Raw genomic sequence first — 13678 nt, 5'->3', positions numbered from 1 at the left:
TAAGGAAAAAATAAATAGTGTGTGCCTGTAATTGGCAAAATAATAAAAAATGCCCGACAAAATCAGCATTTCGTCAGGCAACTTGTTATTTAAAAGCAGAGTTGGTAAATTACCCCCTGCTCGTGTACATAATCAAATCTATAATCCTTGACGAATAGCCAATCTCGTTATCATACCAGCCCACAACCTTTACCATTTTGTCTATGACCGATGTAAGTTGTGCGTCAAACAGGCACGAATGGCGGTTGCCCAGCACATCTACCGATACTATAGGGTCTTCGGTATAGGCCAGGATGCCGGTAAGCCCGTTTTGCGATGCCGTCTTAAAGGCTGCGTTTATCTCTTCAATGCTCACCTCGCGGCTTACATAGCAGGTAATATCAGTAAGCGAACCATCGGGTACCGGCACGCGTATGCCACCGCCGCCTATTTTGCCCACAAACTGCGGGAAAATCTTGGTCAGCGCCTTGGCAGCCCCCGTTGTAGTGGGCACAATGCTTTGGGCAGCGCCACGGGCACGGCGCAGGTCTTTATGCGGCTGGTCGTGCAGGCTCTGGTCGGTCGTATATGAGTGTACTGTTGTAATATACGCCTGCTCAATACCGCATAGGTCGTTTATGATTTTCATCATGGGTGCGGCGTTGTTTGTGGTACAGCTGGCGTTAGAAATTACAAGCTCGGTACCATCAAGTATATGTTCGTTTACGCCCAAAACAATGGTTTTAATGCGGTCGTCTTCCGGCGGGGCAGAAAGAATAACCCGTTTTGCGCCCGAATCCAAATGCTGCTGTGCATCGTCAAGCGTTTTAAAGCGCCCGGTTGATTCAATTACTATGTCAATATCATATTGCGCCCAGTTAATATCCTGAACGCTTTTCTGGCGAATAAACGGCACGGGTTTACCATCTATAATAAGGCTGTCTTCGGTGTGATGAACTTCGTGCTGAAGGATGCCGTGTATGCTGTCATACTTAAGCAGGTGCGCCATGGTGCGGGCATCGGCAATGTCGTTTACGGCGGCCACCTCTATGGCGGGGTGGTTTATAAGCAGCCGGAACAGGTTGCGGCCTATGCGCCCGAAACCGTTAATGGCTATTTTAGTTTTTTTCATTTATGTGAAGAAAAATAAGGCCGTAAAGGTACTAAATCTTTACAGTTTGTTTTTGTATTTTTGTAGTTATAAATCAGGAGTATGACAACAATAACCTTAAAAATAAACGAGCGCACCAAGGCCGGTAAGGCATTGCTGTCTATGCTTGAGTTTTTTACCAAAGAAAGCAAAGGGGTAGAGGTAATTGAAACACCTTATGACCCCGAGTTTGTAGCCATGGTTAAAAAATCTGCCGCGAGCAAGAAGAAAAAGGAAGTTAATCCTGATGATGTATGGGGAAGTTTAGGGTTGAAGTAACGCCTAAGGCAGAAAAAGATTTGGAGAAGCATTTCAAATCCGGCAATAAAGCCAACATCAAAAAAATTGAAATGCTTTTTATTGAATTATCCGAACACCCTTATGAAGGTACTGGCCAGCCCGAACAGTTAAAGCATGAACTTGCCGGTTATTGGTCAAGGAGAATAAACCAAAAGGATAGACTTATTTACTCTGTAGTAGAGGCTGTGGTTACTGTAACTATTGTGTCTGCTTTAGGGCATTATTCTGATAAATAAGATACTTTTAAAATAAAGTTTCAGTAAAAATACATCAAAGATTAATAACAGGCAAAACGGTTGTAAATAAAGGCTTTACAGCCGTTTTATGATTTTTTGGTAATGAGGTAAAAAGCAGGAAAAAGCGAGGTTTGGCAAAAGTAAGGTTACTAAAACGTTACTTTTAAATATTAGAAACAATCGTTTTAAAATACTGTATTTCAGCTTTCTGCATAGTTTTTCATATTGTTCCGCAGCTCACATAAGTTTAATTTTATCATTAAGAATTGTGAGTATGGAAACGACAAAAAAATCAACGTTTAAGGTATTGTTCTACCTGAAAAAGAATGCACCAAAGAAAAACGGAAAAGTTACGGTTATGTGCAGAATTACCGTAAACGGCAAACAGTCTGCATTCAGTACAAAGCTGGATATTTCCGCAACAAATTGGGATTTGAAGTACGGCAGGGTTTTAGGTAAAAGCCGAGAAGCACAAGACACAAACAGGAAACTTGACAAAATTCGTTCGGGTATTGAGGAATGCTATTCCAAAATTCTGAAGAATGAGGGGGCTGTAAACAGTGCTAAACTTAAAAATGCCGTTCTTGGGATGGAAAGCGGAGAACTGACCTTTTTCAAATTCTATGAACAGTTCCTATTGGACTATGAGAAAAAGGTTAATAGTGGACTTCGGGTAAATGGCACACGCAGTAAATACAAAATACTTTTGAAACATCTTCGAAATTTTGCACTTACAAAATACGGCTATTCCGATGTGTCCTTTAACGACCTTACACCTGATTTTGTGCAGGACTTTAATTACTACCTGCGTGACGACCAAAGTTTAACACACAACACCATTTGGCTGTATATGATTGGATTTACTACGCTTTGCCGATTGGCAATGAGCAGAAAGCATCTTGCTTTTAATCCGTTCAGCGAATACAAGAATACCAAAAAGGATAAAGACCGAGGTTATCTATTGCGTAATGAATTGGAACAGCTCGTAACGTTCAACTGCGATAAAAAGAAAGACGAATTAGTTAAAGACCTGTTTGTTTTCAGTTGCTTTACAGGTCTTTCCTATTCAGATATGAAAGGACTTAAAAATAGCAATATCCAAGATTTTTTTGACGGTAACAGGTGGATTATTGTGCGAAGAAAGAAAACAGCTACATCATCAAACGTAATGCTCTTAGATATTCCAAAAATGATTATTGAAAAATATGCAGGATTGTCAAAGGACGGAAAGGTATTTCCTGTACCATCAAATACGATTTGTAATGACAGCTTAAAGAGAATATCTCAACTGATTGACTGCCTTGTAGAAAAGAAAGTAACCTTTCATTTGGCACGTCATACCTTTGCCACGCTATTTTTAAGTGAGGGCGTTCCATTGGAAAGTTTGAGCAAGATGTTAGGGCATAAGAATATTGCAACTACACAGATTTATGCAAAAATTCTCAATGAGAAAGTTGGAAAGGATATGCAAAAAGTATCGCACAAATTTAAGGGTATTGAACAGTCTTTTGCTTCTCAACTATGAAACCTATAAAGCAATCAAGGAAAGCCAATGTTAGTTACATTGGCTTTTTTTGTAATTTAGCTTATTACAAATAATCTGTTGCAAATAAATATAATGGGACTAAAAATTAGCACAATCGCCGCCATTCCAGAGAATGTAGAAAGGGAATATTACCTATATATTCTTGACTATTATAACTGGGATGAACCAATTAGTAAAACTTTACGTGACAGTTTCGACAAAATTGCAAAGTTTGCCGCTGAAAACAACTCGGTTGCTATTCAGGGTATTCCCGAAAGTCATTTTTATTCAGAGCTTATGTCTTGGGAAGCAGTAAATGGCATTGACCCTAAAGAATTGCTTCCCGCACTGATGATTACAACAATTCATCCTAAATACTTTTTAGAGGGAAATGATAAACAATCTATCGGTGGCAAAATCCCAGAAGACAAATTGGTCTTTATCGAAATTGCGAGTGTTTGTAAAACTCCTCAAGATGTTATCAAACTTATTGAAAAAGTTTTTCAAGACATTAAAGACAAAAAGGAAATTAAGGATTTTAAAGTGAAAAAGGAATTGAAAGGCGGAATTGGGAAAATATTAAATGATACTATAATCCTTGAACCTAACATTGCAGGAATTGGAGTTAATATCAATAATATATTTAAGTTTCTTAGCAAAAAGTAATGTGAATATATTAGAGATTGAATGTCAACAAACATTCTAAAAGAGTTTTTAAATGAGAGAGATTTACTATAATTCAGATATTACACCAAAATCGGCAAATGAAATAAAGTTGCTTGCTCTGTATTATGACAAAATAAATATTGTTAATGATGCAGTGTATGCCCCAAAGTTTAGCCAAGCAAGTGGAAAGTTTGAGTTTGACGGAGTAGAAGATTTTCAATTTATTCCTAAAACGTTTACAACAGATTATAAGGTTCTTATTGATGAGAATATAATTGCAATTACTGAAAAAAACGAAAATCAGGAAGATGAATTTGAAAAAGGACTTGCAAGTAAAATAAGTGAAATAGTTAATGCAAATCATAACTTAATATTTCCAAACCATCCAACAGAGAAAGACGGTAAAATAATCACTGAAGAGGTTTACGACATAATGAAAAATATGTGGGATTTTGATTGGGGTAAACCTGTTGAGACCAATTTAATATGGTGGTATTATTCCTTAAAATTAAAATGGTTTCTAAAACTTTTGATAGAGGGAGAAACTTGTTTGAGCAGTAGTAATAATTTAAAAGCTCTTTTTTCAGCATTTATTCAACAATCAACCAAATCGAACAACGATTTAAAAACTCAAGGCTACACAAAGTCATTAGCACTTGACGCTTTAAAAATCAGTTTACCAAACCCAGACATTTTAAGTTTTGATGACCTTTTAGAACTTAAATTAAGATTGAAGGATGAATTGGGGCTATTCTATCAAACAATAAATGCCATCGAAGTTAAAAACAAACAGCTTTACAATGCTGATTTAAAAGACAATGAGTATCAAAGTGTTTTCTTTAGTGAAATACAAAAACCTCTTATTGACTTAGAAAACAAAATGAAAAATCTGAATAGTAAAACATTTAGGAAGTTCATTGAAAAAATGCAAAATCCCAAAACATATGTTCCGTTAATTGGGACAGTGGTTGCAAGTATGCCAATACATTATGCTTTATTAAGCTCTTTAGGTTTGACAGCAGGGATGACATTGTTAGAATTCAAAGAAGAAAAACGAGAACTTGAAGATAATGGATTATATTTTTTACTCAAATTAAGAAACTAATCAGGAATATAAGCCCAAATAGACTTCACACTGCACAAAGGCATTACAAAAAACGACACAGCCCATTGTTTTAAGCAATGGGCTGTTTTTACTGATTGATATGGATACAAGAGCATTCTTTTGATGTAATCGGGCTAACGCTGATAGTTATCTTCCAATACTTTTACAATATCGCTTTCACGAAACAAGATTTTCCGTTCGAGCTTGATAAAAGGTATCAGTCCGTCATCCCTGTACTGTTGCAATGTCCGTTTGCTGATGTGTAACATCTCGCAAACCTGTTCACCTGACAGGTAGATTTCCCCTTTCAATAAAGGGTGGAAATATTCCCTGATATACAGCAGTTCATTTTTGATACTTACCACAGCTTCGAGCAGTGCAAGCATATTTTCGTTTGAATCTCCAATCTGTTTCATTTCTTTTGCTTTTTTAATAGTCGCTCTCCCTGCATCAGTAATTCCACTTCGGATAATCTGAAATAAGTCTTCCGATTGATTTGCGTTGCCCCAAGAATACCCTTTGCCCTGTACGTTTGTAAAGTTCTTTTACTAACATTTAGCAGTAGGCAGGCTTCCTGCTGGTCGAGCCATTTTGTTGCCTGTTGCAATGCTCTGTAGGGTGCAGTCATTTCCTTAATCAATAGAGAAACTTCTTTTACTTCCCTGTGCAATGCTTTCAAAATCTGAATGTCTAAAACCGTTATTTCCATATCTGCATCATTTAAACCTCAAAAATAAAAGCTACTTATACAGAAATTTCCAATGTTGCTTTCAGAGGTAGCATTTGGCGTGCAGATGCCAAATGCGGTATTACAATCGCAGTTTTGGTTTATTGTTTTTCAGGCGAGCTTGTTGTGTTTTGATTGTATTGTCCATTCTCAACGCAGGTTTTTTGTTGGTCTGTACAGTCTGACTTTTTTCATCGTTTTTGAAATCCGAACGCATAATCGTTTTTGTTGCACCAATTATGCTTTCGGACTGGGTAGGTTGTTTTGGTGGTTCAGCACGTTTGCCCCCGAACAGCCTATTCCAATCTATTAAGCCTTTTGCTTCCTTGAATTGGCGTTTAAAGTTGGCAATGAAATTGGAAATCGGGTCGCCCTGCTTATCAACTTGTATCAAAGGGCTATGCCCTTTTTTTCTGATTAATTCTTTCTCTTTCCGCTCCTTGTCGGGTGTAGCTTTTTGTGCCATAGGTTCAAAATTTACTCCAATGTAGACTACAAGAGAATGTCATGTTTTCCTTTGACATTTGGTGGCAGTATTTGGCAGTCAAAGGCATTATAAAATCACTTCCAAAAAAGAATAAAAAAGGTAGCAAAGGTAAGGCGGACACCCACCGCACCGCCCAACCAAAAGACTACGGCATAATGGCTGGGCAAAATTAAGGTGGCTTCGCCGAGTTTTTTTGTTGCCCTGCCACCCTTCGGGACTTATTCCGTTTCCTTTTGGTTTTTCCGCCCGTCCGCCTTATTGAAATGGCTTTCTTTTTTTTCTGTTTTTTTCTTTTGGAAAATAATTTTAAGAGAGAGAAACGTACCACCCACCACGTATATTTATCAGAATAACGGTTTGTGTTTCTCGTTATAGATTTCCCTAATCAATTCACCAAACTCCTGAAAGTGGTATTCGATAATGTTGTCCAGATATGCATAAATCGTCAGTTTGTCGATGCCCATAATATTGGTAAGCCTGTTAAATGTTTCGTGGTGTTCCTGCCGTACATAGACCGATTTACCCCTGCTTGCAGTACTGTTCGGAATTTTAAAGAACTGTCCGCAGTAATCCTCTTTGGTCAGCTTCTTTGGCTTGTAAATCATCTTTTTTGTATTACTCGCAGGTGTTTTTGTGTTTTTCGTTACAGTTTCCGAAGGTTCTTCGCCTGCCATTACACGCATAATGGCTTCCTCATCTACTTCGGGTTTGGCAAAATCTTCCCGATGTGTTACCGCCTGTTGTTCCGTGAAAGATTGTTTCTTTTCATCAGTTAGGAAATTTTCAATAGAGAAATCTTCTTTTTCGGGTTGCTGATTTTTGTTTTCTTCGTGTATCATATCTCTCATTTTTAATATTATATCCAATTAGCTGTTTGGTTAACTAAGCAATCAGCTGTATATACTTTTGTACCTATCTACCTAAGCACTTGCATACCCTTAATTAGCTGTTCCATTAACTCAAAAATCTGTAATTCGTCCGCATTCAATCAAGCAGATTTGCTGTAGGGATTTATGCTTATTGGTTACATAGTTAAGGATATAAACAATCAGCCAGCTAACCATATACAAAGGAAGCAAAAGCAGTCCTATCTATGTTGATGTGGCACTCAAAGGTAGCATTTGGCGTCTATTGTCGTGATTGTAAATGGCTGTTATTCAAATAGTCTTGTCGAAATTTGTAATCGGAAGCAATGGGTTTTCCCTGCTAACTCCAATCCGTTTGCAAAACGGATTTTCTGAACTCCTGTTCAGAGCAAGTTATCTCTTGAGGTCCTCGAAATAAATTTCCGCACCTCAAGAGCACTTGCCCTTGCAGGGGGCAGGAAACGGCTCCGAAGTCGCTCGTTTATGTAAAATTAAAAATGGATTATTATGGAAGAAAAAAACAGAAAACAGATTAAGAAATCAGGAAGAAAACCAAAGATTGACCCAGCCGTCAATCGGTATTCCATCAACCTGAATGCAGAGGATAATGCCAAATTTCTTGCCCTTTTCGACCAATCAGAAATGAAAATAATTGCTCATTTTATTACAGCCTGTATCTTTCAGAAGACGGTAAAGACCGTTAAAATTGATATGGATGCAATAGAATATCACGAAAAGTTGACCCGATTTTTTAGCCAATTCCGATCAATCGGAACAAATTATAATCAGATTGTGAAGATATTGTACCGCAATTTTTCAGAGAAAAAAGCAGGAACGTACCTGTTTAAATTGGAAAAGGAGACCATCGAATTGGTACAAGTTACTAAGGAAGTCATCCGTTTGACACAGGAATTTGAAGAGAAGTATCTGAAAAAAGAGTAAAGTTATGATTGCAAAAATTGGAAAAGGAAGCAATATGTACGGAGCTATTTTGTACAATCAGCAGAAAGTAGACAGGGAAGACGGAGCGGTTTTGTTATTGAACAAGATACCCGACACTGTGGACGGCAAGTATTCAGTAGCCTATTTTAATAAATGCTTTGAGCCGTATCTGTCTGCAAATATTAAAACTGAAAAGACGGTACGGCATATATCGCTGAACCCAGATCCTGCGGATAAGGTCAGTGATGAACAGTTTACGGAAATGGCTCGCGTTTATATGGAGCGTACGGGTTATGGCAATCAGCCCTATATTGTTTTCAAGCATACGGATATTGACCGCACCCATATCCATATCGTTTCGACTTGTGTAGGCATTGACGGCAGGAAAATCCCCGATGATTACGACCATCCACGCTCAATGGCAATCTGTCGGGATTTGGAACAGAAATATAATATGAAAAAGGCAACTGAACAAGAGCAGAAACAAGCCAATAAAGTTTTCAAGCCTGTAAGTCATAATAATGGCGACATCAAAAGTCAGATTGCTTCGGTAGTAAGGCATCTACCCAAGTATTATAACTTTTCTACTATGGGTAGCTACAATGCGTTACTTTCTCTTTTCAACATCACAGCGGAGGAAGTCAAAGGTGAACGGAACGGACAGACCGTAAACGGATTGGTGTATTTCGCATTGGATAAAAACGGCAACAAGGTTAGCAATCCGTTCAAAGCATCACTTTTCGGAAAAGATGCAGGCGTTGCACATCTGCAAAAACACTTTGAGCAGTCCAAAGAGAAAATGAAAACCACGCCTGTAAAGTCTGTTCTGAAAAATACGGTAGAGCATGCCATACATACCACAATTAACGAAACAGATTTTAAAAAGCAGTTGACCGAGCAGAGTATTAATACAGTTGTAAGACGTAATAGTGAAGGACGAATTTATGGTATGACCTTTATTGACCACGAAAGTCGAACCGTTTGGAACGGTTCACAGTTAGACAGAAACCTGTCTGCAAACGTGTTTAACGATTGGTGGAACAACAGAAATAAGCCCGTATTAAGAATACGGGACAACTCTGTTTCCAAAACAAATACAATGGATAACCTGCCTACAAAAGACCTTTTTGGTTTTATCTTGCAAGAGCGTTCACAGAGTTCCGATTTGGGATTGTTCAGCCTGTTGCCCCAAGAACAGGGTGTGGACTACGAGGAAGAACAGTTTGCCAACCGAATGAAGAAGAAAGGGAGGAGATTATGAAAATTGTTTATCAAATGTTGTCTAAAATAAATTCACATCTTTTGTCAACAGTTTCTTTAGGAACCTCAATCACGTTATAATCAAAATCTAAATAAGTCTGCTTCATTTTATCAAAAGTGTACACAGCTTCTTTCCAAGTTTGTTTCCTTTCATTGTCTGTTTCGTAGATGTCTAACCAAGGCGGAAGAATGAATACTTTTCGATTATATGAATTTGCTTCTGCCTGACTATTCTGCTCTTCAGATATAGGTATGTTTTCCATTTCCATATAGCAAATTACGTCCAATAGTCCTCTATCAAAAAAAACGGTTTTATCATACACTTCTCTAACAACTTTTCGATATGTGCTTAAAGAAGCGTCAAACATTAACTCTGCATATAAAGTCTTATTCTTCCATGGCACTCCTTCTCCGTTGGTTTGCATCTGTTCTTTAATAATTTGCCGAGCATCTTCCGGAATTACACGCATACCTTTAATTTCGAGTGCATTAAGCAATGTTGTCTTTCCAACGCCTGGTCCACCGGTAATAACGTAGTAGTTTTGATATTGATTTTTTTTCTGACATTTCATAGGTATTGGTTTAAATTCAGATTACTTCTTCATTTCTTTTCTGATTTCCCGCATTCCTTTTCCAAAGTGATTTTTCATCATCCTATTGAGATGACTACTATCGGTAAATCCTAAATCAAGAGCAATATCCTGAATAGGATTATCCGTATATTTTGCTCTTGACTGTGCAATCCGTAATTTAGATTTTAATACGTAATCCTGAAACCGTTCCGAGGAATTACGCCTAAAATATTCACTAAAGTAAGTTTCGGAAACGTGAAATTTATTGGATAGATATTTAACGGATAGCTTTTCGGGGTCGAGAATATTGAAGCTTATGAAATTGAGTAAATCAACAAATTTTTCATCGTTGAAAGTTCGTCCACCCCATACCTTTTGCTGAACATTCCTACAAATGATTGCCAGCACAGAAACTAATGTATTCTGAATTACAAATGCAGAACAAATATCTTTTCTATTGTATTCATAAATTATTACATCTAAAAGTCTCTTCAGCTGTTTTTTATCATCAGGGTCGTCAATCATTTCTCCTGAAAGATGACTGTGATTTCCCATAATAAAGTTTAAACGGCTAAACCAGTTGCTGTAATCAACAGTTCCATTCGAGTTAGGTAAAAAATAACTTCCCATAAACCTGACAAACAAAAATCGGGTTGGCTTTTCAATTACATATTTATGGCATTTAGCCGTAGGTAAAAGGAAAATACCGTTTTCTTCATATGGATAATCTACATAATTGACACTATGAAATCCTTTGCCATCCAAAATGTAAACCAGTTCAAAGAAATTGTTTTTACGGCTTCTATCTTGCCATTCATCATATTCTGCAATCTCAATTGCAAATGTTTCGTGAATAATATCCATAATGCAAAAATACTAATTTTTGGTTACCGCATTACAACGCCCAATAATGTTACTGTTTTTTCAAAGAAGAGTACCAAGTTTTTAAACTACGATTAGTCAACTTTGTAGAAAATAAGATTAGATATGAAAGCAATACAATTAGAAGAGTTCGATATTGACAAATTACAATTAAAGGAAGTAGTGAAGCCAAGTCCAAAACAGGGAGAAGTTCTTGTAAGAATAAAAGCCGTTTCGCTTAATTATTTGGATTTCTTATTAGCAAGTGGCAATTTCTACAAAGACTTGCCTAACCTTCCTTACACACCAGTATCTGATGGAGCAGGGATTATAGAAGAGTTGGGAGAAGACGTAAGCGGATGGAAAGTTGGAGACCGTGTGGCAGTCCAATATGTACAGAATTGGACAAAAGGGAACTTTCAAAAAGAATACAACACAAGAGTTGCGTGGCAAACACAGGGCGTTTTAGCAGAATATGTTTGCCTACCAACTTACGGGATTGTAAAAGCTCCAAGTAATCTAAGTTTTGAGGAGGTTTCCACATTGCCAATTGCTGCCGTAACAGCTTGGCACGCACTAATTAATCAGGCAAACCTGCAAATCGGACAAACCGTACTGACACAAGGAACGGGAGGTGTTTCCATTTTTGCCTTACAATTGGCAAAAGCAGCAGGAGCCAAAGTGATAGCCACTACCAGTACAAAAGAAAAAGAATTGAAATTATTAGAACTTGGAGCGGATGAAGTCATTAATTATAAAGAACATCCAAAATGGCACAAAGAAGTTCTTCGACTTAATGGTGGACAGGGAGTAGATATTACGCTGGATATTGCAGGTACAAAAACCATAGAACAGTCCTTACTTTCACTCAAAGAAAATGGTTTTTTGGCAACTGCGGGATTTATATCGGGTTCTGCATTACCCATTGATATTCACAAACATTCCATCAATATGTCATTTATACGCATTCAGGGTCTGGCGACCGGAAGTGCCGAAAGTTTCTCAAAAATGAACCGTGCTATAGAAATTAATAATATCCATCCTGTTATTGATAAGGTCTATAATATGGATGAGGTAAGGGATGCATATAAAAGAATAGAAAAAGGAGATATGGTTGGCAAAATAGTTATTTCCATATAATTCCATTTCTCTTTTTAAATAAAAATAATAAAGGAGGAGCTTGAATTAAGGTAAGCTTCTCCTTTATTTCTTAAACATCCAGACGAGAGTAAGAAATAAAAATATAACGAAATACTCAATAAAGCTCACATTAATGAAGAGGCTTATTTAATGCTCTTTTGGTACGTTTTAGCGTTTGCTAATGATAATACATATCATATATATAAACGCCTAAAATAAAAATTCTCTTTAAAATGACATTTTCATTAAATCATATTATCACAGAGATACAGCGAAAAGAAAATGCAATTTCGCTTTCTGCACCTAATGCAATTGATGAAGCATATCAAATGACCATATATCTGAAAGAATATTTATGGTCTATAAGAGAGGATGTTACAAAGCAAGGCTTTAAAAACCAATGGGAGGAAATCAATTTCTTTCGCAACATTAAGCCATATATCCTCTCCAAACTCATTTACCACAATAAGATATTTCGCATACAGACCGCTTGTCCCGTTGACGGAGGGAAAATGTACGCCAGTTATTTTTCAGAACAATTGCAGGAATTAAAACAGGAATATAGGGAGCATATCTACAATTCGGATTTTTACAGATATTATCGTTCAGGAAGAACCGACCGTGATGAAACCTACTTTAGGTTAGGCAACATTAATTTCCACGATGGGCTGAACAGTTTTGTTTTTGAGATTGACCCGCTGTTTTCAACCTACTATGATAACAAAGTGGCTCGGATAATAGCAAATGAGCTACTCTATACCTACATACTCCAAAAAATCAACAATGATGAAATAGCAGGCTCTCTTTCTGCAAGCGGTATCTCATCTGACGGTATCCTTTGGACAGATACCAAAAATGCACTGATAGAATTGATTTATGCGCTGTATGCACATGGCTCTCTTTCCTACGGTAAAATAGGAATACGAAAAATCAGTATGACTTTGGAAAGATTATTCCAGATTACTTTGGGAGATTTGCACAATTCTTTTCATCGAATGAAATATCGAGCAGGTTCCCGAACTGCATTTTTAGACCAGCTGAAATCTTCTTTGGAAGAATATATGGATAAAGATTTATAGGTGAATACTTCGCAAACCAACCCTAAAAATAGGCACAGGCGATAAATAGCCTACCTTGAAATATTTGTGTAAGTTTGTATAACTAAGTAATAAAAATAGTTATGGCAAACACTATCGAACAAATCAACATTGCGTTTATCAATGATAAAAGTCCGATTATAAATATAATCAGCAATAACCTATCAGGAATTAACGTTCTGTTCCTTTCGGAGAACATTGAGGACGGATTATCACAATTATCTGCATTGGCAGAACTTCCCCAAGTCTGTATAATCAACCTTGATTTTTCTGACAGCAATGTACTGGCACAACTTCACGAATTAAAAGCAAAATACCCGACCTTAAAACTTATTGCCCACAGTGACGATGATAGCGAGCAAATTGTAACCACTCTTTTAGAAATTGGCATTGACGGTTATCTCCTTATCGGGACTGATGCCGAAGAACTGCAAACAGCAATTGAGGGAGTCTGCAAAGACAAGAAATATTTTAGTACAGGAGTATCCAAAATAGCACGAGAGTATTTCAGCAATAAGGCAGACGCCTAATCTTTTCCATTTCTTGTTTAATAAAATATAGACAATAATAATTTTTGTATATTTGCTTTGAGCTAACGGAAACACGTTGAAAAGCAAAGCAATAAGCACCGTTACCAAATCGTTACCTGACTTCTTTGATTATCCCTATAAAAGCCTTGTATTCAACCGATACTGCTTTTTCCTGAAAACTTTAAAATAAAACCGCTGCATTTCAACTGAAATGCAGCGGTTTTATTTTATGTAG

General features: G+C 37.1%; 17 protein-coding genes. 10 read left to right on the top strand and 7 right to left on the bottom strand.

The genetic code is table 11. From position 1 onward, the window contains the following. Window positions 1–109 precede the first annotated feature (109 nt). Window positions 110–1111 (bottom strand): type I glyceraldehyde-3-phosphate dehydrogenase, encoded by a 1002-nt coding sequence (gap, locus tag AM279_RS09140; protein ID WP_054407669.1) that lies wholly within the window; start codon window positions 1109–1111, stop codon window positions 110–112. An 81-nt stretch (window positions 1112–1192) separates the two neighbouring features. Here gap and AM279_RS09135 point away from each other — a divergent pair, with 81 nt between their 5' ends. The 5 genes from AM279_RS09135 (at window position 1193) to AM279_RS09115 (ending at window position 4961) form a co-directional block, all read left to right on the top strand. After that, window positions 1193–1408, top strand: coding sequence for a DUF2683 family protein (locus AM279_RS09135; RefSeq protein ID WP_054407668.1), 216 nt, complete (start codon window positions 1193–1195; stop codon window positions 1406–1408). Then, window positions 1384–1665 carry a Txe/YoeB family addiction module toxin gene (locus AM279_RS09130; RefSeq protein ID WP_054407667.1) on the top strand — a complete coding sequence of 94 codons (282 nt, stop codon included), beginning with the start codon at window positions 1384–1386 and terminating at the stop codon, window positions 1663–1665. Before AM279_RS09135 ends, AM279_RS09130 begins: the two co-directional genes overlap by 25 nt. Window positions 1666–1939: 274 nt before the next feature. Next, complete coding sequence (locus tag AM279_RS09125) at window positions 1940–3190, top strand: site-specific integrase (RefSeq protein ID WP_054407666.1); 1251 nt, start codon at window positions 1940–1942, stop codon at window positions 3188–3190. A gap of 93 nt (window positions 3191–3283) precedes the next feature. After that, complete coding sequence (locus AM279_RS09120; protein ID WP_054410235.1) at window positions 3284–3856, top strand: hypothetical protein; 573 nt, start codon at window positions 3284–3286, stop codon at window positions 3854–3856. Window positions 3857–3908: 52 nt separating this feature from the next. After that, a complete protein-coding gene (locus AM279_RS09115; RefSeq protein ID WP_054407665.1) occupies window positions 3909–4961 on the top strand; it encodes a hypothetical protein in 1053 nt (350 codons plus the stop codon). 134 nt (window positions 4962–5095) lie between these two features. Here AM279_RS09115 and AM279_RS09110 read toward each other — a convergent pair whose 3' ends face one another. From AM279_RS09110 to AM279_RS09095, 4 genes are all read right to left on the bottom strand, one after another. Beyond that, window positions 5096–5377, bottom strand: a complete 282-nt coding sequence (locus tag AM279_RS09110) for a helix-turn-helix domain-containing protein (RefSeq protein ID WP_054407664.1) — start codon at window positions 5375–5377, stop codon at window positions 5096–5098. Then, on the bottom strand, window positions 5374–5670 hold the full coding sequence (locus AM279_RS09105) for a helix-turn-helix domain-containing protein (protein WP_054407663.1): 297 nt from the start codon (window positions 5668–5670) through the stop codon (window positions 5374–5376). Before AM279_RS09105 ends, AM279_RS09110 begins: the two co-directional genes overlap by 4 nt. Before the next feature lie 100 nt (window positions 5671–5770). Further along, window positions 5771–6154, bottom strand: coding sequence for a hypothetical protein (locus tag AM279_RS09100; RefSeq protein ID WP_054407662.1), 384 nt, complete (start codon window positions 6152–6154; stop codon window positions 5771–5773). Between the two features lie 365 nt (window positions 6155–6519). Next, the gene (locus AM279_RS09095) at window positions 6520–7014 is read right to left on the bottom strand and encodes a DUF3408 domain-containing protein (RefSeq protein WP_054410232.1); all 495 of its coding nucleotides are present in this window, start codon (window positions 7012–7014) and stop codon (window positions 6520–6522) included. Between the two features lie 534 nt (window positions 7015–7548). Between AM279_RS09095 and mobA the strand changes: the two genes are divergently transcribed. Beyond that, window positions 7549–7983 (top strand): conjugal transfer protein MobA, encoded by a 435-nt coding sequence (gene mobA, locus AM279_RS09090; protein ID WP_054407661.1) that lies wholly within the window; start codon window positions 7549–7551, stop codon window positions 7981–7983. Window positions 7984–7987: 4 nt separating this feature from the next. Next, window positions 7988–9244 carry a conjugal transfer protein MobB gene (gene mobB / locus AM279_RS09085; RefSeq protein ID WP_054407660.1) on the top strand — a complete coding sequence of 419 codons (1257 nt, stop codon included), beginning with the start codon at window positions 7988–7990 and terminating at the stop codon, window positions 9242–9244. A gap of 10 nt (window positions 9245–9254) precedes the next feature. On the opposite strand, the gene AM279_RS09080 is transcribed toward mobB, so the two are convergent. Then, entirely contained in the window at window positions 9255–9815 is a 561-nt protein-coding gene (locus AM279_RS09080; protein ID WP_054407659.1) for an AAA family ATPase, read from the bottom strand. A 21-nt stretch (window positions 9816–9836) separates the two neighbouring features. Then, the gene (locus tag AM279_RS09075) at window positions 9837–10679 is read right to left on the bottom strand and encodes an AraC family transcriptional regulator (RefSeq protein WP_054407658.1); all 843 of its coding nucleotides are present in this window, start codon (window positions 10677–10679) and stop codon (window positions 9837–9839) included. Between the two features lie 123 nt (window positions 10680–10802). Between AM279_RS09075 and AM279_RS09070 the strand changes: the two genes are divergently transcribed. The 3 genes from AM279_RS09070 (at window position 10803) to AM279_RS09060 (ending at window position 13443) form a co-directional block, all read left to right on the top strand. Beyond that, window positions 10803–11816 (top strand): zinc-dependent alcohol dehydrogenase family protein, encoded by a 1014-nt coding sequence (locus tag AM279_RS09070; protein ID WP_054407657.1) that lies wholly within the window; start codon window positions 10803–10805, stop codon window positions 11814–11816. Between the two features lie 233 nt (window positions 11817–12049). Beyond that, the gene (locus tag AM279_RS09065; RefSeq protein ID WP_054407656.1) at window positions 12050–12895 is read left to right on the top strand and encodes an RteC domain-containing protein; all 846 of its coding nucleotides are present in this window, start codon (window positions 12050–12052) and stop codon (window positions 12893–12895) included. 101 nt (window positions 12896–12996) lie between these two features. Beyond that, entirely contained in the window at window positions 12997–13443 is a 447-nt protein-coding gene (locus AM279_RS09060) for a response regulator (protein ID WP_054407655.1), read from the top strand. Window positions 13444–13678 lie beyond the last annotated feature (235 nt).

Origin of the sequence: Flavobacterium akiainvivens (assembly GCF_001278115.1) — a bacterium.
Classification (GTDB): domain Bacteria; phylum Bacteroidota; class Bacteroidia; order Flavobacteriales; family Flavobacteriaceae; genus Flavobacterium; species Flavobacterium akiainvivens.
This window is presented reverse-complemented; position numbering and strand designations above follow the sequence as displayed.